Source organism: [Collinsella] massiliensis (assembly GCF_002161605.1).
Lineage (GTDB): Bacteria > Actinomycetota > Coriobacteriia > Coriobacteriales > Coriobacteriaceae > Enorma.
This window is the reverse complement of sequence record NZ_NFIE01000008.1, coordinates 62,063-81,864: the sequence shown is the minus strand read 5'-3', so window position 1 is coordinate 81,864 and position 19,802 is coordinate 62,063. Positions and strand designations below refer to the sequence as shown.

Here is a 19,802-nt window from a genome sequence, read left to right as displayed (position 1 = left end):
TTTTCGTGCGCGGATGCGTCGTATACTGGGTATGTCGCCAATCCCACACAGTATCGGGACGCGAATGCGACGCGGAAGTCCAGAAAGCACCACACCATGGAAGGTGAGCCCATGAAAGCTATGCGTTTAGCCAAGCGCGCGGTCACCGATCCCGGCGCGCTCCGCGAGATCGTCGAGGCGTGCCGGACGGTGCGCCTGGGCGCGGTTGACGACGAGGGCATGTTCATCGTGCCCGTGAGCTTCGGCTATGACTGGGAACTCGATGAGGCGGGCGAGGCGCACCTGACGCTCTGGCTGCATTCGGCGGGCGAAGGCCGCAAGGCCGCTGCGTTTGCCGCACATGGAGCAGACGGCGTCGAGGTCGCCATCGAGATGGACTGCGAGGACGGCGTCATTACCGGCGATTATGCGTGCGCGTATTCCTTCGCGTATCGCAGCATCATGGGAACCGGGCGCATCTTCCCGGTCTCGAACCGCGATGACAAGGCACATGGCCTCGCGCGCATCATGGCGCACATGGCACCCGGCGCACCGAGCACGTTCCCGGATGCCGCGCTTGAGCGCGTGGCGGTCTGGCGCGTCGAGGTCGATACGTTCAGCGGCAAACAGCGACAGCCCAAATGATGGGCGAACGCGCCGGGGCCGGTAAGTCGAACCTTGGGCAGCGCTTACTCGCCCTCATGGAACGAGCCGAGATACCACTCGAGCATCCGCTGCATGCCAGCCATGTCATGCACCATGGCGTCGGCTTGCGACTGATCGATCGGCACGCGCGTCTCCTCATAGGCGACCACCAAGCCGATACCCGCCGCCTTCGCCGCCGCGATTCCATAGGTTGAATCCTCAAGCGCCATGCATCGCTCGGGGCGGATCTCCTCGCCCGACGCGCGCGAAAGCTCGGCCAGGGTATTGAGATAGATCTGCGGATGCGGCTTGCTCTGGGGAACGTTCTCACCGCTATACACCACATCGAATCGATCCAGGACACCACAGGCCGAAAGGACTTCCTCGATGTGCGCTAAGGCGGACGAGGAGCACACGGCCGTCGCAACGCCGCGCAACCGCAGCGTATCGAGCACGTTGACCGTTTCTGTACGGAATAGCGCCGCGTAATCAAGGCCAGCGCGCTGAGCCTTGTCGAACTCGACGAATCGTCGATGAGTCTCCCCTTCCGACCACACGCAATGGGTGAGCTCGCGAAGCCGACGGTCGAGCGCCGCATACGAAGCGCCTACCAACGAGGCAAAGCCCGCCTCGTCTGACGGTTCGCCATGTGCAGCATTGACCGCGCGCACAAATTCGCATTGAATGCGATGGTCGATCATTTCGGTATCGACGATGACGCCATCCATATCGAAGATGAAGCCATCGAGCGGAGCGGATGCAGGCATGTCCATGAGAGCTCCTCTGGAATCATCCCAGAGGCGACGGTCGATGGGCGGAGCAGATGCATTCTGCGACATGCCGGACTGTCTCGTCCCCCGAGTGCGGAACCGAGGGCGGCAGCACCCTCGGCGTTGCGCGGACGCGCGCCTCAATCATACCATTCGACGCCGCGGAGAACGGCCGCGCGCGGCATTCCGATCGTGCCGCAGAGAGCGGCCAGGCACCCCATGCCATTCGGCGCCGAGAAAACGGTCGCATAACTCGAGGGTGGACCGCATATTTGGGATTCACCCTCGAGTTATGCGACGCTTTTGGGGTGGTAGCCCTGAAACCCGGCTTGAGATTCCCACGCTATACAAGAAAAGACCCCGCCGCAGAAGCGACGGGGTCTCATGCCGATACGGTTGTGCGAAGGCGCTACTCGGCAGCGGTCTCCTCGACGACCACGGTCTCCTCAGCGGGAGCGGCCTCCTCGGCAGCGGTGGCCTCCTCGGCCTTCTTGGCGGCCTCGGCAGCGTACTTAGCGGCACGCTTGGCCTTCTCGGCGGCCTTGGCCTCGCGCTCGGCGGCCTTCTTGGCAGCGGCCTCCTCGGCAGCAGCCTGCTTGGCGGCCTTCTTGGCGGCCTCGCGCTCGAGGGCGGCCTTGGCGGCGCCACCGAACTTCTGCTCGAAGCGGCCGACGCGTCCACCGGTGTCGACAAACTTCTGCTGACCCGTGTAGAACGGGTGGCACTCGTTGCAGAGCTCGACGCGGATCTCGGGAACGGTGGAGCGGGTCACGAACGTGTTGCCGCAGGAGCAGCGGACCGTGCACTCCATGTACTCGGGATGGATTCCAGGTTTCATGCAGGGACTCCTTACCATCGCGTCCTGGTTACCGACCAGGACATAAGGCGCCTTGGTTTCCGACCAAGGCAGAAACAACCGGATTAGAATAGCACACGATCCCCCGCGCTGCCAGCATACAAAAAGCCTACAGATTTCCGGGACGCGGGGCATGCGGCGCGGCTGCCGCTCCGTCCGACGCGACCCCACTGTTACAAAACGACGCATGAGATGCGGGCACCAGCCAATTGGGTATAAAGGAATTCATGCGTCCGCACCGCGACGCGCCCCGCGAGCCCGAGAGAAAGGCCTCACCCATGGCAGAAGTCGCCCAGAACCGCATCGTCATCACCGTCCTCGGCAAGAACCGGCCCGGCATCGTCGCCGCCGTGTCGCGCGTGCTCGGCGAAGAGGGCATCGATATCCGCGACATCACGCAGAGCATCATCGAGGAGATCTTCACCATGACGATGATCGCCGACATGGGCGCTGCCTCGACCTCGTTCTCCGAGCTCCAGGAGCGCCTCAGCGCCGTCGGGCAGGAGATCGGCGTGGACGTGCAGATCCAGCGCGAGGACGTCTTCAACTTCATGTACCGCCTCTAGCGCGGGCACCGGCGCACGCCGGCCGCGCGCACCCCGCGCCGCGCTTCGCGCCACGATCTGAAGGGGCCGCTTATGAGCATGATCGAACTGAATATGGACCGCCCGAGCATCGCCGAGCGCTCGACCGTCAACTTCGCCGAGACGCGCTCCATCACGCCGGCGACGAAGCGCCTGTACGACGGGGCGGCCATGGTGCCCTACAACGAGGCGCTCTTCCGCGAGCACAACGTCAAGCGCGGCCTGCGCAACGCCGACGGCTCCGGCGTGGTGGCGGGCCTCACCCGCATCTCGGACGTGCACGGCTACAACAAGGTCGACGGGGTGCTCGTGCCCGACGAGGGCAAGCTCACCATCTGCGGCTACGACATCGAGGACCTCGTGAGCCACGCCCAGGAGGAGCAGCGCTTCGGCTACGAGGAGATCGTCTTCTTGCTGCTCGCGGGCGAGCTGCCCCGGCAGGACGAGCTCGACGCCCTGCGCGAGCGCGTCGCGAGCATGCGCATGCTGCCGAAGGGATACGTGAGCGAGTTCCCCATCTCCACGAAATCCAAGAGCATCATGAACGTGCTCTCGCGTGCCGTGCTGCTGCTCTACGCGTTCGACGAGACGCCGGACGACATCTCGCCCGCGCACGAGGTCGACGTAGCGCTCTCGCTGCTCGCACGGCTGCCGCGCATCGCCGCCATCGCGCACACCACGCGCCAGGCGGAGCTCGAGGGCAGGCGCGCGCACGTGCCGCGGCCCGTCGCCTCCTACTCCATGGCCGAGACCATCCTGCAGATCCTGCGCGAGGGCGAGGACTTCACCCATGACGAGGCGATGCTCCTCGATGTCATGCTCATGCTCCATGCCGAGCACGGCGGCGGCAACAACTCCACCTTCGCGTGCCGCGTGCTCTCGAGCTCGGCGACGGACGCCTACTCCGCCTATTCCGCCGCGATCGGCTCGCTCAAGGGGCCGCGTCACGGCGGCGCGAACTCCAAGGTCACCGCCATGCACGCGGACATCCGCGAGCACGTGCGCCGCTGGGACGACGACGGCGAGGTGGCGGGTTACCTCATGAAGATCCTGAACCGCGAGGCCTTCGACGGCTCCGGCCTCATCTACGGCATGGGGCACGCGGTCTACACGCTCTCGGACCCGCGCGCCAAGCTCTGCCGCCACTACGCCCGCAAGCTCGCCGAGGAGAAGGGGCTGGGCGAGGAGTTCGCGCTCATCGAGCGCGTCGAGCGACTCGCGCCGCAGGTGATGCGCGACGTGCGCGGCACGGACAAGCCCATCTGCGCGAACATCGACCTCTACACCGGCTTCATCTACAACATGCTCGGCGTGCCCGAGGACCTCTACACGCCGCTGTTCGCCGTGGCACGCATGGCCGGCTGGGCCGCGCACCGCATGGAGGAGATCTACGGCGCGAACCGCATCATCCGCCCCGCGTACAACTCGGTCATGACCTACGAGCCCTACGTGCCGCTCGCCGAGCGCGGTTAGAAAAGGTGACGCATGATCGTATTCTCGGACCTCGACGGCACGTTCCTCACCTCCGACAAGCAGGTGAGCGCGGGCAACCTCGCGGCGCTCGACGCGCTCGCGGCCGCGGGCATCCCGTTCGTCCCCTGCACCGGGCGCGCGCTCACCGGCATCGCCCGGCCCATCATCGAGCACCCCGCCGCGCGCTACGCCATCACGTCGAACGGCGCCGCGATCACCGACCTGCGCACCGGCGCCGTCATGCACCGCGTTGACTTGGGCCGTGAGCGGGCGCTCGCCTGCTACGAGCTCACACGCGGCCGCGACGTGACGTTCGACATCTTCGCCGACGGGCGCATCTACACGCATAGGAGCTGTTACGACCGGCTCGGTGAGTACATCGCGAACCCCGCCGTCCTCGCCTCCGTGCGCCGCTTGCGCACGATCTACGACGGCGATACGGGCGCGTTCCTCGCAGGGCTCGAGCACATCGAGCGCGTCGCCATGTACTGGTACGACGCGCGCGACCGCGATGCCATCCTGCGCGAGCTCGCGGGCGCGACCGACCTAAGCGTCGTGCGCTCCGTCGAGAACGACATCGAGATCTCGGATGCGAACGCCACGAAGGGCCTCGCCCTTGTCTGGCTCTGCGGCGAGCTCGGCATCCCCGTCGAGGAGGCCGTCGCGTTCGGCGACAACATCAACGACACCTCGATGCTCGAGGCGGCGGGGCTGGGCGTGGCGATGGGCAACGCCGAGCCCGAGGCCAAGACCGCCGCCGACGCCATCGCCGCCACCAACGACGAGAACGGCGTCGGCACCTTCCTGCTGCAGCTGCTCGCCGAGCAGCGGTAGGCGGCGGACGGGGCCGTCTCGCCCGGTTGATGCCCCGAAATGGCGGGTTCGAAACCCAAAATGCGCGAAACGAGCGTTTTATGGGCACCCCCGGAAGTAGCACGGGGTTGCGCGCCAACGGAACCGCAGGTAGCGAGCTCGCTCCTTCGCCGGCTACTTGGCGTACCCCCTATAAACCGTTCGTTTCGCTCATTTTGTACTCGGCACCCGCTCCCCATCGGGGCATCGCGTTGCCCGCTCGGATGAAAATTCCCCCTCGCCTACCGTTCACCGGCGCAAACAGACCACTCGCATCGCGCCGCCCCCGCGCGGCCAGTAGAATGAGCACTCAGCACCACCTCAACCCCGGCGCTGCCGGCACGCAACGGGTGGAATGCACGAGAGATGCGAGAGAGGGGCCTCAATGCTGTTTGAAAACGACAGCTCGTACGGCGCGCTCGGTGAGATGTGCTCCAACACGAGCCGCCGCCTGGGCGCGAACGCCCGCGGCACGTGCCCGGTCGATATGACGCGCGCGCTCGTGGGCGTGGCGCATGCGCAGAGTTGTGGCAAGTGCACGCCGTGCCGCGTCGGGCTGGGAGCCATGACCGACATGCTCGAGCAGATCATCGGCGGGACGGCGCAGGCCGGCACCATCGAGCGGCTGGAGGACCTCGCCGAGCAGATCCGCGTGAGCTCGGACTGCGCCGTGGGCTACCAGGCCGCCGAGCAGGTGCTCATGAGCATCAAGGCGTTCCGCGACGATTTCGAGTACCACGCCCAGACCGGCCGCTGCCTGCGCAGCTCGAGCCAGGGCACGCCGTGCGTGGTGAGCTGCCCCGCGCACGTGGACATCCCCGGCTACATCGCGCTCACGGGCGCCGGCCGCTACGAGGAGGCCGTGGAGCTCATCCGCAAGGACAACCCCTTCCCCTCCGCCTGCGCCTACGTGTGCGAGCACCCCTGCGAGGAGACCTGCCGCCGCACCATGGTGGACGACGCCGTGAACATCCGCGGCATCAAGCGCTACGCCGTCGACCACGCCCGCGCGCCGCGCGCCTGCGACCGGGGGCCGGCCACCGGCAAGCGCGTCGCCGTCGTGGGCGCCGGACCCTCCGGCCTCACCTGCGGGTACTTCCTCGCCCGCATGGGGCACGAGGTCGTGGCGTTCGAGCAGCGCGAGCAGGCCGGCGGCATGCTGCGCTACGGCATCCCCAACTACCGCCTGCCGAAGACCATCCTGGATGACGAGATCGCCTCCATCGAGGCCGCGGGCGTCGAGATCCGCTGCAACGCGCCCGTGGGCGCAGACGGCATCACGCTCGAGGAGCTCGAGCGCGACTTCGACGCCGTCTACATCGCCATGGGCGCGCACGGCGACAAGAAGCTCCGCATGCCCGGCGAGGACGCTGAGGGCGTGGTGCCCGCGGTGAAGATGCTCCGCGAGATCGGCCTGGGGAACACGCCGGATTACTCCGGCCTCGAGGTGTGCGTGGTGGGCGGCGGCAACGTCGCCATGGACGCCGCGCGCTCGGCGGTGCGCTGCGGGGCCAAGCGCGTCACGGTGGTGTACCGCCGGCGCACGGCCGACATGACCGCGCTGCCCGAGGAGATCGAGGGCACCATCGCCGACGGCTGCGAGATCGCCGACCTCATGGCGCCGCTCGAGATCCTCACGGACGAAGCGGGCCACGTGCGCGCCCTCAAGGCCCAGCCGCAGATCATCGGCCCGGTGAAGCGCGGCCGCCCCGCGCCCGTCGAGGCCGAGCGCCCGGCGCACGAGTTCCCCTGCCAGGTGGTCATCGTCGCCATCGGCCAGGACATCCAGTCCGATTACTTCGCCGAGGCCGGCCTCCCCACGAGCTGGAAGCAGTTCGACGTGGACGAGGAGCTCGCCGTCCCCGGGCACCCGGGCATCTTCAGCGGCGGCGACTGCATGCGCGGGCCTGCAACCGTGATCCTCGCCATCGCCGACGGCAAGAAGGCGGCGCGTTCCATCGACACCTACCTCGGCTTCCACCACGCCGTGTCCGTGGACATCGACCTGCCGCACCCGCGCCTGGACGACCGCGTGCCCTGCGGCCGCTCCGTGCTGGGCGAGCGCCCCGTCGAGGAGCGCGTGCACGACTTCGACCTTGTTGAATACGGCCTCTCCGAGCAGGAGATCCGCCAGGAAACGCTCAGGTGCCTCAACTGCGACCACTTCGGCTGCGGCATCCTGCATGAGGAGGGACGGATGTCATGGTAACCATCACGATCGACGGCTGCGCCTACGAGGCCCCCGAGGAGGCCACCATCCTCGAGGTCGCGCGCGAGCACCGCGTGGACATCCCCACCCTGTGCTACCTGCGCGAGATCAACGAGATCGGCGCCTGCCGCGTGTGCCTCGTGGAGGTGGAGGGCATCGACCACCTGGTCGCCGCCTGCAACAACAAGGTCGCCGACGGCATGGCCGTGCACACCGACACCCCGCGCGTGCGCCGGGCGCGCGCCGCGAACCTGCAGCTCATCCTCTCGCGGCACGACCGCCGCTGCCCCACGTGCTTCCGCAACGGCACCTGCCAGCTCCAGGCGCTCGCCGACCGCATGAACGTGCACGAGGTGCCCTACACCACGTTCTTCGAGACGAAGCCCATCGACGCGCGCTTCCCGCTCGTGCGCGAGCCCGAGAAGTGCGTGAACTGCCTGCGCTGCGTCTCCACCTGCCAGAAGGTGCAGGCGCTCGGCGTGTGGGACCTCGTCGACTCCGGCAGCCGCGCGCACGTGGACGCCGTGGCGGAGGACGAGTGCGCCTACTGCGGCCAGTGCATCGCCAACTGCCCCACCGGCGCGCTCCACGAGCGCGACGACACCGAGCGGGTCTTCGAGGCCATCAACGACCCCGAGAAGGTCGTCATCGCGCAGGTCGCGCCCGCCGTGCGCTCGAGCTGGGCGGAGATGCTCGACCTGGGCGGCAAGGCGCCCACGCCCGGCCGCATGGTCGCCGCCATCCGCCGGCTGGGCTTCGATTACGTCTTCGACACGGACTTCGCCGCCGACGTGACCATCATGGAGGAGGCGAGCGAGCTCATGGCGCGGCTCGCTGCGGGCGAGGAAGGCCCCATGTTCACCTCGTGCTGCCCGGGCTGGGTGCGCTTCGTGAAGGACCGCTACCCCGCGCTCGCCGGCAAGCTCTCCACCACCAAGTCGCCGCAGCAGATCTTCGGCGCGCTCGCCAAGACCTACTACGCCCAGCTGCTCGGCGTCGACCCCGCGAACATCTACGTGGTGTCCTACATGCCGTGCATCGCCAAGAAGATGGAGGCGGCCTACCCCGGCATGGACTCCACCGGCACGGGGCCGGACGTGGACGCCGTGCTCACCGTGCGCGAGCTCACGCGCCAGCTGCGCTCGCGCTTCGTGAACGTCGATCTGCTCGAGGAGGAGGAGTTCGACCGCCCCTTGGGCGTGGCGACGGGCGCGGGACACATCTTCGGCGTGACCGGCGGCGTCATGGAGGCGGCACTGCGCACGGCGTACTTCTTCGCGACCGGCGAGAACCCCGACGCGGACGCCTTCCACGAGGTGCGGCACGAAGGCCCCGAGCGCGGATGGCGCGAGAAGACGTTCGACCTGCCCGGCCGCCAGCTCAAGATCGCCGTGGCGAGCGGGCTCGCGAACGCCGACGCCCTCTGCCGGGCGCTCGAGCGCGGCGAGGCGCGGTACGACTTCGTGGAGATCATGGCCTGCCCCGGCGGCTGCGTGGGCGGCGGCGGCCAGCCCATCATCGAGGGCATCAACCTCTCGGCCGACCGCGGCTGCACGCTGCGCATCATCGACGAGCAGAGCGAGCTGCGCTTCAGCCACGAGAACCCCGCCGTCAAGGCCTGCTACGACGGCTTCCTGGGCGAGCCGCTCTCCGAGCGCGCCGAGGAGCTGCTGCATTCCGACCACGCCGCGTGGACGATGCCGCTGCGCGTGACGGCGGGCGGCGCGGTGGCGTAGGTAGGCGACAACACAAGGGGCCGCATGCGCGCCCGGAGCGGTCGAGGAAACCCGCCCCGGGCGCGCTTTCCGTTCGCGCGCGGCACCGCCAAGCCGGGCGCGCGATCGCGTCCCCCGCGCCCCCCCTCGCGGCAACGCATTCCCTATCCGCGCCATGGAAACGCCCCATCCGGGGTACACAGAAGATAGCGCGCATGAACGGCGGACGCGCCGCGGGCGTGGCGCTGATATAGTGGTATGCACGCCTTCGTCATTGAACTTAGGAGGTTTCAATGAAAAACGATGATCAATCTCGTAGCACGGAAAGCACTCGTCACCCGATAACCATCTCCCGTCGCTCGCTCCTCAGCGGGTTCGCCGTCGTGGCGGGCGGCCTCGGCCTCGCCGGCTGCTCCGCCGGCACGATCGTCGACAACGAGGGCTCCGGGTCCTCGGAAAAGCAGCCCACCGATTCCAACCCCACCACCGTTCGCATCGGCACGCTCCAGGGACCCACGGGCATGGGGCTCGTCGGCCTCATGGACGCCTGCGGCGCGCTCAAGGACCTCGCCGCCCAGAACAACGTCGAGCTCCCCGAGAACGACAACCCGGCGGACATCGCCAAGCTCGTCAACACCTACGAGTTCACGCTCGCCGGCTCGGCGGACGAGCTCACGCCCCAACTCATCCAGGGCGACCTCGACGTGCTCTGCGTCCCGGCGAACCTCGCCGCCACGCTCTACCAGAAGACCGAGGGCGAGGTCACGGTGCTTTGCGTGAACACCCTCGGCGTCCTCGACATCGTCGAGGCGCAGGACACCATCCACGATTTCTCCGACCTCGCCGGGCGCACCATCTACTCCGCCGGGCGCGGCTCCACGCCCCAGTTCGCCCTCGAGTACCTGCTGCGCGAGAACGGCATCGACCCCGATAAGGACGTCACCATCCAGTGGGTGAGCGAGCACTCCGAGTGCCTCGCCGCACTCCAGTCGGACCCGAGCATCGTGTGCATGCTGCCGCAGCCCTTCGCCACGAGCGCAATCGAGCAGGTCAAGGGCGCGCGCATCGCGCTCGACCTCACCGACGTGTGGGACGACACCACCGCGGCCAACGGCGACAACTCCCAGCTCATCACCGGTGTCGCCGTGGCGCGCCGCTCCTTCGTGGACGAGTACCCCGGCGCGATCGACGAGCTGCTCGACGCCTACCCCTCCTCCGTCGCATTCGTGAACGATAACCACGCGGAGGCCGCGAAGCTCATCGAGGCGGCGGGCATCGTCAAGGCGCAGATCGCCGAGAAGGCCATCCCCTACTGCCACATCGTGTGCGTGACCGATAGCGAGATGCGCGAGGCGCTCGAGGGCTACCTCAAGACCCTCTACGACGCCGACCCGCAGTCCGTGGGCGGCGAAATGCCGAGCGACGACTTCTACTACGAGGAGTAAACCGCCCATGCCGCGACCTCGCGTCGAGACGCGACGGCACCCGAGCGCGCCGGGAAACCGGTTGGCGGCGGGTGCCGTCCTCTTCTGGATCATCGTCTGGCAGCTCGGCTCCATGGCGCTGGGCAGCCCCTTGCTGCTGCCCTCCCCCGTCGCGGTGCTCCTGCGCCTGGGCGAGCTCCTGCCGCAGGCGGTGTTCTGGGAGCGCATCGGGTTCTCGCTCGCGCGCATCGCGGGCGGGTTCGCGCTCGGCGCCCTGCTCGGGACGCTCGGCGCGCTCGCGGCCGCGCGCTGGCGCGTGGTGGAGGGGCTCATCGCGCCGCTCATCTCGCTTGCGAAGAGCGTGCCCGTGGCCTCGATCACCGTGCTCGCGCTCATCTGGCTGCGCGCCGCCAACCTCGCCGTGCTCGTCGTGCTGCTCGTGGTGCTGCCCATCGTGTACGAGAACACCCTCGCCGGGCTCCGCGCGACCGACCGGTCGCTCGACGAGATGGCCGCCCTCTTCCGCATACCCGCGCCGCGCAGGCTGCGCTACCTCGTCATGCCCCGGCTCTTCCCGTACCTGAGCGCCGCGCTGGGCGCCGGCATGGGCATGGCATGGAAGGCGGGCGTGGCGGCCGAGGTCATCGGCATCCCGAACGGCTCGCTCGGCGAGGCCATCTACGACGCGAAGGTCTATTTCGACACGACCGAGCTGTTCGCCGTCACGCTCGCCGTCGTGGCAGTGAGCGCGGCCTCTACGGCGCTGGTGCGGGCGGCGCTGCACGCGGTGGAGCCCATCGCCTGCGGGGCGGCCGGCCACGCCCCCGCACTCGAGCGCGTGGATGCGGGCGCGCCGGCTTCCGCGGATGATGCGCAGGCGAGCCCCCAGACGGCGGCTGCGACCTCGCCGGCGGCGGGGACGGCCGCGGCGCCGCTTGCGCTTGACGGGATCGAGAAGTCGTTCGCGGGGCACCGCGTGCTGCGCGATGTCTCGCTTGCCGCGCGCCCGGGCGAGGCCCTCTGCCTCATGGCGCCGTCGGGCGCGGGCAAGACCACGCTCATGCGCATCGTCGCCGGGCTCGAGCACGCGGACGCGGGGTCGCTCGTCATGGGCGACGCATGCGACCGCGAGCCCCTTCCCGCCGTCTCCATGGCGTTCCAGGATGACCGCCTGGCCGACCAGGCGAGCGCGCTCGCCAACGCGCGGCTTCCGCTTACGCCCGGAACCGCCGCCTGGGACGCGGCGCCGGAGCTACTCCGTGAGCTCGGCTTGGGCGAGCGCCTGCTCTCCCCTGCCTCCACGTGCTCGGGCGGCGAGCGGCGACGCATCGCCCTTGCCCGCGCGCTTCTCGCGCCGCACGGGATCCTCTTGCTCGACGAGCCGTTCACCGGCCTCGACGCAACGGCGCGGGAACGTGCGGCCATGCTCGTGCGCTCCCGTGAACGAAACCGGATCGTCATCATCGCCACCCACGACCGCGTGGACGCCGAGCTCCTCGGAGCGCGCGTCATCCACCTCGTCGCGGGCGAGCGCGGCCTCTCCTGCCAGCCCGACTAGGCACAGCGCATTGGGCTACGCCGACTGCTCCAGCAGCTTGCGCATCTCCTGCTGCACCGCCTGCTCGTGGTTGTAACCCACCACGCGGTCGGCCACGGCCCGCAGCGCGGGACGCGCGTTCGCCATCGCGCAGCCCACGCCCGCGAAGCGGATGATCTCGTAGTCGTTCATGGAGTCGCCGAACGCCATGACCTCCTCGCGCTTGATGCCGTAGCGCGCCATGACCTGCTGGATGCCCGTCGCCTTGGACACGCCGCGCTGGATGGGGTCGACCCATGCGCTGCCGGACGGCGCGAAGATGAACTCGTCGCCCAACTCGCGCGAGAGCGCGTAGGCGTAGTCCATCACGTGGCCGTCGTCGCAGTAGATCGACGCCTTGATGATGTTCACATCGGGCGTGGGCAGGTACCAGATGCGCTCGATGTTCGGCAGGTCCTTGTCGCACTCGCGCACGAACTTGTCCTCGTCGTCGAGCAGGAACGACTTGGTGCGGTCGAACAGCGCAAGGTGCAGGTGCTCGAACATGCCCACCGTCTTGGCGAGGCGCTTGATGCCCAGGTGCGAGAACACCTCGCGGTCGACGAGCTCGCCGCCCGCGTACACCTGCGCGCCGTTGGCGGCCACGAAATCCATCTGGTCGCGCACCGGCTCGAAGAACATGCACAGGCGGTCGAAGCGGCGACCCGATGAGGCCGCGAAGTGAATGCCCTTCTCGCGCAGGGCGAGGATGAGGTCGAACGTCTCGGGCGGCACCTCGCCGTTCTCGTTGAGCAGCGTGCCGTCCATATCCGATGCGATGAGCTTGATCAAGGGAGCTCCTTTCGATACCGCCCGCTCGCCGGGCGCCCACAGATCCGCCGGCGGCGGCCCGCGCTTCCCGCGCTCCCACCATTGTAGCGCCCCACCATCGCGGGGATGGGTTGGTTGGGGACGTGTTCCTTTCAACCCATTCGGGAGGGGTTGGGTCGGTCGGAATCGCCCGCCGGCGAACGGGTTGAAAGGAACACGTCCCCAACCAACCCATCCAACCCATCCGATTTTGTCGTAATACGCACGAACAATGTCGTTGTTTGAATGTATGTGCTGAAGCCGCAACCATACACTGGAACTGCTGTGACATCGCGCCCCGACGCGGGCGCGCAAACAGGAACCAGGAGGCACTATGGGTTCTATCTTATTCGGCCTGATCCCTGCCCTCGGTTGGGGCTTCCAGGGGATCGTCATGCAGAAGGTGGGTGGCAACACCGCGAACAAGCAGATGGGCATGGTGCTCACGACGCTGCTGTTCGGCATCGTCATCGCCTTCATCCATCCCATCAATTGGTCGGGCACGCTCGTCGCGGCGGCCGCCATCAACGGCATCCCGTGGAGCATCGCCCAGATCCTACAGATCAAGTCCTTCGACTACCTGGGCGTCTCGCGCGCCATGCCGCTCTCCAGCGGCCTGCAGCTCGCCTTCACGGCCATCATCGGCGCGTTCGCGTTCAACGAGTGGCCGCAGACCTGGCAGCTCATCCTCGGCTTCGGCGCCATCGCCCTCATCATCGTGGGCGTCGCGCTCAGCGCCTGGCAGGAGAAGTCCGGCGACGCGCAGTCCAGCACCTCGTCCTCGGACATCACCAAGGGCATCATCATCACCGTCATCTCGTCGGCGGGCTTCGTCGCCTACGCCACCGCGGCGCGCTTCTTCTCCGTCGATAGCATGGACCTCATCTTCCCGCAGGCGCTCTTCATGTTCATCTCCACGACCGTGCTCGCGTTCTTCATGTGCAAGAAGCTCGCGCCCCGCGGCGCAGGCGACCCCGTGGAGGGCGTATTCGGCAAGAAGAGCTGGCAGAACATGGCGACCGGCGTGCTCTTCGCCATCGCGAACATCACCGTCATGTTCTCCAACCAGATGAACGGCGTCGCCGTGGGCTGGACGCTCTCGCAGATGAATGTCATCTTCTCGACGCTCGGCGGCCTCTTCATCCTGCACGAGAAGAAGACGCCCAAGGAGATGCGCTTCGTCATCGCGGGCATGGTGCTCATAGCCATCGGCGGCATCCTCATCGGCATCACCAAGACCGGCCAGTAGGCGCACGGGGCAATCAATCGGTAACCATTTTCCAGGGAAAGGAACAGACCATGGTCAACATTGGATTCATCGGATGCGGCCAGATGGGCCGCGACCACATCGATCGCATCGCGAACCGCATGGGCAACGCGCACATCGTCGCCATCTACGACCTCAATCGCGCGGCAGCCGAGAAGGCGGTCGCGGACTTCGGCCTCGACGCCAAGATCTGCGATTCCGCCGACGAGCTCATCCACGCGCCCGAGGTGGACGCCGTGGTGATGGCGAGCCGCAACGACGCGCACCTGGAGCCCCTGCTCGCGTGCATCGAGGCGGGCAAGCCCGTCTTCACCGAGAAGCCCATGACCATCGACGGCGCCGATTCCTGGAAGGTCGTCGAAGCCGAGGTGAAGGCCGGCAAGAAGCTCGTGCAGGTGGGCTTCAACCGCCGCTACGACACCGGCTACGAGCAGATGAAGGAGATCATCGACTCCAAGCAGATCGGCGAGCTGCTCTGCGGCGACTGCCGCCACTTCAACGCCCAGGCGGCGACCTCCTACTACCGCACGGACAACGTGGTTAACGACACCCTCATCCATGAGTGCGACATCCTGCACTACCTCTTCGACGACGACTACAAGGCGGTCGAGATCAAGTGCGCCCGCCAGAACCGCCTGAACCCCAACGGCGCGGAGAACCTGCGCGAGCCGCAGATCGCGATCATCGAGTTCCAGCATGGCGCGATCGTGACCGTCGAGGCCAACGTGAACTGCCAGTACGGCTACGACATCCAGTGCCGCCTCGTGGGCGAGTCGGGCACCGTGAGCCTGCCGGACGTCGCCACGCCCGAGGTGCGCCAGGCCGAGCGCATCTACCACTCCATCTCGAGCGACTGGTTCGCTCGCTTCCTCGACGCGTACGACAAGGAGATGCGCGCCTTCCTGAACCGCGTGGAGCGCGGCGAGGAGCCGAGCGGCCAGATGGCGACCGCCTGGGACGGCTACGTGGCGAACGTCGCCGCGGACGCGATGCTCGAGAGCCTGCACAACGGCGGGCGCGTCGAGATCTCGCTGCCGGAGCGCCCCGCGCTGTACGCGTAAGAGCGCGCGGCTGCCGCGTGGCGGCTACATGCAAACCCATGGAAGACCCGCTGGGATGCCGGCGGGTCTTTTTTCTGGCGCGCTTAGCCCGAGGTGGCCGCAGCGGTGCGCCGGAACTGCGCGCGATACGCGCTCGGGGAGGTGCCGAGCATCGCCGAGAAGCCGCGTCGGAGCGCGGCGGCATCGCAGAGCCCCACCCGCGCGGCGATGACCTCGATGGAGAGGTCCGTGAGCTCGAGCAGCTCGCAGGCTGCGCGCACGCGCTCGCGGACGAGCCAGCGGCTCGGGGTCATGCCCATCTGCGCCTTGAAATGCCGCTGGAACGTCCGGACCGACATGCCCGCGTACCACGCCATCTGCTCGGTGGTCCACGACTGGCTCAGGCTCTGGCGCACGGTGCCCTCCACGCGCCGAACGCTCAGGTCGCCCGCGACGCCCGCACCGGCGATGGGCGCACGCACGGTGTCCTGCTCGGCATCCGCCGGGCGCGCGGCGGCGAGGTTCATGATGCGCTCGACGCGGCCGACCGTCCCCATCCCCGCTTGCGCAGCGAAGGCCGTGAGGCAGACGTCGACGCACGAGGCGCCGCCAGCCGACGTCCAGATGCGGCGCTCCTTGTCGTGGGCGATGAGGCGGGAGGCATCGATGCGCGCGGCGGGCACCTGGCGGGCGAGGCCGTCGGCATAGGCGCCGTGGGTGGTGCAAAAGCAGCCGTCGAGCAGGCCCGCCCAGCCCAGGACGAACGTACCCGTGCCCAGCGCCACGAGCTCCGCGCCGCGCTCGTGCTGCGCGCGCAGCCAGGTAAGGAGCGCGTCGGGCGCCGGGCGCGCTGCTTGGGCATCATCCACCGGGAGCGGGCGCGCGTCCGCCTCGATCTGGAAGGGATTGGAGAAGCCCGGGACGACCACGATGTCGGGGCGCTCGCGATAGCGCTCGAGCGGGCAGGTCTCGACGAACATGCCGTGGTCGAGGCGGGCGACCTCTCCGAGGCCCACCGTGCTCAGCCGGCAGGGCTCGGTGCCGTCGGGGGCGATCACGCCGCCGAACACCTGCATGGGGGCTGCCACGTCGAACGACCACATGCCGTCGAGCAGCACGATCGAGACGCGCAGCGCGGCATCCGGAGGCTCGGATGGGTTGGCTGGGGACGTGTTCCTTTCAACCCATGATTTGGAAATATGGGTTGGTTGGGGACGTGTTCCTTTCAACCCATTCGGGAGGGGTTGGAATCGGCCGAGGTCGTCCGCCAGCGAATGGGTTGAAAGGAACACGTCCCCAACCAACCCATTCCCCCGTGCGTCGTCAGACGGCATAGCTCATCGTGCGCACGTCGAACACGCCCTCGGGGCGGATGCGCAGCGTAGGGATGACGGGCAGGGGCAGGAAGATCATGCCCATGAGCGGGTCGAGCGGCGGCTCGATGCCGGCGGCGCAGCCGGCGGCGATGAATTCGTCGTGCTCGCGCGCCACCTCGTCGGCGGGCTTGTCGCTCATGAGGCCGCCGAGCGGCAGGTCGAGCCGGGCAACGACGCTCCCGTCGCGCACGAGCACGAAGCCGCCCTGGCCGACATGGCGCACCGCCTCGTACATATCGCGCGGGTTGTCGCCCACGACGCAGACGTTGTGCGAATCGTGCCCGATCGTCGAGGCGATGGCGCCGCCTGCGATCGTGAACCCGCGCAGCCAGCCGCGGCCGATGTGCTTCCCCACGAGTCCCGTGCCCGCCGGGGCGTCGCCGTCGGCACCTGCCTCCTGCGCGGCGACCCCGCGCCCGTGGCGCTCGATGAGCATGATGCGGCGGAGCCCCTCGGCGGAGTCCGGGTAGGCCGCGCCCGTGATGGCGTTGCCGGGGATGACGTCGATGACCGCGCTGCCGGGGACGAAGGGGTAGTCAAACACCTCAGCCGAGAGCTCGGGCAGGCGCACCGAGCCGCGCAGCAGCGCCTCGAGCTCCTCGACGCGCGCGCTCGCCGGGGCGACCTCGCCCACGAAGGCACCGTCCCGCGCGACGAGCTCGCCGGCGGAGTACACCGCGCGCGGCGGGCGCGTGAAGGAAAGGTCGTCGAGGACGAGCAGGTCGGCGCGCTTGCCCGGCGCGATGGTGCCGCGCCGCTCGCAGGCGGGCGCGTGCCCGTGGTCGAGCCTGAAGCACTCGGCCGTGGAGAGCGTGCCCATGGCGATGGCGGTGAGCTCGTCGATCCCGGAGGCGATCGCCACGCGGCAGGCGTTGTCGATCATGCCGATCGCGAGGGCGTCCGACGGCGCGCGGTCGTCCGTGGCGAAGCAGCAGCGGCGCGCGCGGCGCGGGTCGTCCACCACGAGGGGCGCGAGCGCCTCGAGGTCGTGGCTGCATGTGCCCTCGCGCAGCATGATGTACATGCCGCGCGACAGCTTGTCGAGCGCCTCGTCCACGTTCGTGCACTCGTGGTCGGCGATGACGCCCGAGGCGGTGTAGGCGTTGAGGTCGTTGCCCGCAACGAGCGGGGCGTGGCCGTCCACGAGCCCCGAGACGGTCGCGCGCGCCGCGTCGATGCGCGCGAGGGTCTCGGCATCCGCCGCCTCGACGCCCGGGTAGTTCATCATCTCGCCCAGGCCGAAGATCTCCCCGGGATGCTCGGCCATGAACGCCTGCATGTCCGCAGCCGTGATGCTGGCGCCGGCCTGCTCGTCGGGCAGCGCCGGCACGCACGACGGCATCATGAACTTGATATCGAGCGGGCTGCGGCGCGCGTCCTCGATCATGAAGGAGAGGCCGTCCAGCCCGCAGACGTTGGCGATCTCGTGGCTATCGGCGATGGCGCAGGTGGTGCCGCGGGCGAGCGCCATGCGCGCGTATTCCGAGGGGCGCACGTTCGAGGACTCGATGTGCAGGTGGCCGTCGATGAAGCCGGGCGAGAGGAAGCGCCCGCCGAGGTCTATGACCTGGGCGGCCGCGGGGTCGGGCACGTCGGCGTCGCGTGGGTCGAAGAGCACGCCCACGATCACGCCGTCCTTCACCGCGACGCGCCCGGGCACCACGCGCAGCGCGTACACGTCGACGATCTGCGCGTTCGTGAACAGAATGTCCACCGCTTCGCGGCCTTCCGCCGCATCGACCATGTGCTTGAGCTCCTCGACCGCCATGAGCGCCCCTCTCGATGAAACCGATATTGCAAGCATGATACCCGGAGGGCGCCGTCCCGTGCGCGACGATGTGGGCGGGCGGCGCGCTCACGTTCCGGCACGGCGCGCGCCCGCCAGGCCGCTCCGCCCCGCCTAGCTCGTCGGGTTCGCGGCGTTCGTGTTCCAGCTCGTCGCCGCCTGCATGGGCGCCATCATGATGCGCCCAGTGCCGCGGTACACGTTCACGAGGCCCTCGCCGCCCACGGCCGAGCCGATGAGCGACTTGCCCGAGCGCTCCACCGTGAAGGTGAGCCCGCTCGTCCAGGCGAGCGCGTAGTTCCCGTCGATCTTCACCTCGTCGTTCGTGAGGTCGATGTAGATGACTTCCGTCTGGGGGCACGGCGACTCGAGCACCGCGAAGCCCTGCCCGTCGAGGCGCAGGTTGAAAAGGCCCTCGTTGCCGGCGAGCGCCGATGACATGTTCGAGCGGCGCTGCAGGTCGTGGTGGAGGGTGCTATCGCACGCGAGGAAGAGGCCGTCGTTGAGCACCACGGAGCCGCCCCACTGGGACAGGTCGAGGATGAGCAGGTGGCGCCAGGTGGGCTCGCACACGAGCATGCCCGTGCCTGTGTACTCCGGCTTGATGATGGAGTCCTGGCTCACGGCGCCGCGCACCGCCTTGCCGAGCAGGTCGCCCACGCCCTTCACGCCGGTCGATGCCTGCACGGAGCCCACCGTCCACTGCATGGCGCCCGCCTGGAGCGTGACGCCCGTGTGCCCGTCGAGCGTCGCGACGAGTTGGCGCCGGCGCACGTCCATCTGCGAGGCGAACCACGCCTCCTGCGCGCTCCACGGCGCGACGGAGAGGTCGCGATCCCACTGGATCACCTGGTACTGACCGGCTTGGTGCAGCACCTTCACATCGTCGTTGTTGAGGAAGTTGTAGATCGTATACGCCATAGGTCGCCTCCTGAAAGCAGCCCGACACCGGGGCGTCGCGCGCTCACGCCGCGCCGCCGTATTCCCTGCCTCGATTATACGGTGGGGGTGCAACAATCGGGCGTTCGACCGTCCGGCGACGGCGAGCGGCGGGTGGCGGCGGGGCGGGCTGCGGGGCGATGACGAGCGACGGCGGGACGGGCGGCGAGCGACGAACAGGCTGCCTGAGACCCGCGCGCGTGGCGAACGGCGGCGGGGCGAGCGGCGGCCTACGGCGCGCTACGCGATCCCGGCGAGCGCTTTCAGGAGCTTCTTCTTGGAATCCGCCGTGATGACCTTGCCCGCGGCGCGCACGTAGACCTTGCCCTTGAGCTCGGGATGCTTCTTGCGGCAGGCGCCGAAGCACCCGCTCGCGCGGTCTTCCTTCGCGATGACCCCCTTGAGGTCGCCCGGCTTGATGCCGGAGCATTTCTTGCAGACGCGCACCTTGGCAGACATGGGGGCTCCTCGCTGGGACGGGGCGGCGGGGCAACGGCTCCG

17 protein-coding genes are annotated in these 19,802 nt (G+C 68.5%); 10 read left to right on the top strand and 7 right to left on the bottom strand.

What is annotated here, in order from left to right; genetic code table 11:
- The first annotated feature begins 111 nt into the window (after nucleotides 1–111).
- Nucleotides 112–624 (top strand): pyridoxamine 5'-phosphate oxidase family protein, encoded by a 513-nt coding sequence (locus B5G02_RS04715; RefSeq protein ID WP_094335372.1) that lies wholly within the window; start codon nucleotides 112–114, stop codon nucleotides 622–624.
- A 44-nt stretch (nucleotides 625–668) separates the two neighbouring features.
- On the opposite strand, the gene B5G02_RS04710 is transcribed toward B5G02_RS04715, so the two are convergent.
- Nucleotides 669–1,397, bottom strand: coding sequence for an HAD family hydrolase (locus tag B5G02_RS04710; protein WP_094335371.1), 729 nt, complete (start codon nucleotides 1,395–1,397; stop codon nucleotides 669–671).
- Between the two features lie 406 nt (nucleotides 1,398–1,803).
- Nucleotides 1,804–2,232 carry a 50S ribosomal protein L31 gene (gene rpmE / locus B5G02_RS04705; protein WP_094335370.1) on the bottom strand — a complete coding sequence of 143 codons (429 nt, stop codon included), beginning with the start codon at nucleotides 2,230–2,232 and terminating at the stop codon, nucleotides 1,804–1,806.
- A 296-nt stretch (nucleotides 2,233–2,528) separates the two neighbouring features.
- On the opposite strand from rpmE, the gene B5G02_RS04700 reads away from it, so the two are divergent.
- The 7 genes from B5G02_RS04700 to B5G02_RS04670 all read left to right on the top strand — a co-directional run bounded on the left by B5G02_RS04700 (nucleotide 2,529) and on the right by B5G02_RS04670 (nucleotide 12,065).
- On the top strand, nucleotides 2,529–2,816 hold the full coding sequence (locus B5G02_RS04700) for an ACT domain-containing protein (protein ID WP_206383739.1): 288 nt from the start codon (nucleotides 2,529–2,531) through the stop codon (nucleotides 2,814–2,816).
- A 72-nt stretch (nucleotides 2,817–2,888) separates the two neighbouring features.
- Nucleotides 2,889–4,307 (top strand): citrate synthase, encoded by a 1,419-nt coding sequence (locus B5G02_RS04695; protein WP_094335368.1) that lies wholly within the window; start codon nucleotides 2,889–2,891, stop codon nucleotides 4,305–4,307.
- Between the two features lie 12 nt (nucleotides 4,308–4,319).
- Nucleotides 4,320–5,141 (top strand): HAD hydrolase family protein, encoded by an 822-nt coding sequence (locus B5G02_RS04690; protein ID WP_094335367.1) that lies wholly within the window; start codon nucleotides 4,320–4,322, stop codon nucleotides 5,139–5,141.
- Between the two features lie 403 nt (nucleotides 5,142–5,544).
- A complete protein-coding gene (locus B5G02_RS04685) occupies nucleotides 5,545–7,368 on the top strand; it encodes an NAD(P)-binding protein (protein ID WP_094335366.1) in 1,824 nt (607 codons plus the stop codon).
- Nucleotides 7,362–9,104 carry a [FeFe] hydrogenase, group A gene (locus tag B5G02_RS04680; RefSeq protein ID WP_094335365.1) on the top strand — a complete coding sequence of 581 codons (1,743 nt, stop codon included), beginning with the start codon at nucleotides 7,362–7,364 and terminating at the stop codon, nucleotides 9,102–9,104. Before B5G02_RS04685 ends, B5G02_RS04680 begins: the two co-directional genes overlap by 7 nt.
- 272 nt (nucleotides 9,105–9,376) lie before the next feature.
- The gene (locus tag B5G02_RS04675; protein ID WP_019239515.1) at nucleotides 9,377–10,528 is read left to right on the top strand and encodes an ABC transporter substrate-binding protein; all 1,152 of its coding nucleotides are present in this window, start codon (nucleotides 9,377–9,379) and stop codon (nucleotides 10,526–10,528) included.
- A 7-nt stretch (nucleotides 10,529–10,535) separates the two neighbouring features.
- Complete coding sequence (locus B5G02_RS04670) at nucleotides 10,536–12,065, top strand: ATP-binding cassette domain-containing protein (RefSeq protein ID WP_241146173.1); 1,530 nt, start codon at nucleotides 10,536–10,538, stop codon at nucleotides 12,063–12,065.
- Nucleotides 12,066–12,080: 15 nt separating this feature from the next.
- Here the strand turns inward: B5G02_RS04670 and B5G02_RS04665 are convergent, their stop codons facing one another.
- A complete protein-coding gene (locus tag B5G02_RS04665; protein WP_094335363.1) occupies nucleotides 12,081–12,875 on the bottom strand; it encodes a Cof-type HAD-IIB family hydrolase in 795 nt (264 codons plus the stop codon).
- Between the two features lie 352 nt (nucleotides 12,876–13,227).
- Here B5G02_RS04665 and B5G02_RS04660 point away from each other — a divergent pair, with 352 nt between their 5' ends.
- Together B5G02_RS04660 and B5G02_RS04655 are read left to right on the top strand one after the other, a co-directional pair.
- The gene (locus B5G02_RS04660; protein ID WP_019239518.1) at nucleotides 13,228–14,142 is read left to right on the top strand and encodes a GRP family sugar transporter; all 915 of its coding nucleotides are present in this window, start codon (nucleotides 13,228–13,230) and stop codon (nucleotides 14,140–14,142) included.
- Between the two features lie 50 nt (nucleotides 14,143–14,192).
- On the top strand, nucleotides 14,193–15,221 hold the full coding sequence (locus tag B5G02_RS04655; protein ID WP_019239519.1) for a Gfo/Idh/MocA family protein: 1,029 nt from the start codon (nucleotides 14,193–14,195) through the stop codon (nucleotides 15,219–15,221).
- 83 nt (nucleotides 15,222–15,304) lie between these two features.
- On the opposite strand, the gene B5G02_RS04650 is transcribed toward B5G02_RS04655, so the two are convergent.
- The 4 genes from B5G02_RS04650 to B5G02_RS04635 form a co-directional block, all read right to left on the bottom strand.
- Entirely contained in the window at nucleotides 15,305–16,318 is a 1,014-nt protein-coding gene (locus B5G02_RS04650; RefSeq protein WP_019239520.1) for a GlxA family transcriptional regulator, read from the bottom strand.
- A gap of 205 nt (nucleotides 16,319–16,523) precedes the next feature.
- On the bottom strand, nucleotides 16,524–18,344 hold the full coding sequence (locus tag B5G02_RS04645; protein ID WP_094335362.1) for an adenine deaminase: 1,821 nt from the start codon (nucleotides 18,342–18,344) through the stop codon (nucleotides 16,524–16,526).
- Between the two features lie 132 nt (nucleotides 18,345–18,476).
- Nucleotides 18,477–19,283: an AIM24 family protein gene (locus tag B5G02_RS04640; RefSeq protein ID WP_094335361.1), complete on the bottom strand. Its 807-nt coding sequence runs from the start codon at nucleotides 19,281–19,283 to the stop codon at nucleotides 18,477–18,479.
- Between the two features lie 258 nt (nucleotides 19,284–19,541).
- A complete protein-coding gene (locus B5G02_RS04635; RefSeq protein WP_094335360.1) occupies nucleotides 19,542–19,760 on the bottom strand; it encodes a hypothetical protein in 219 nt (72 codons plus the stop codon).
- Nucleotides 19,761–19,802: the final 42 nt, after the last annotated feature.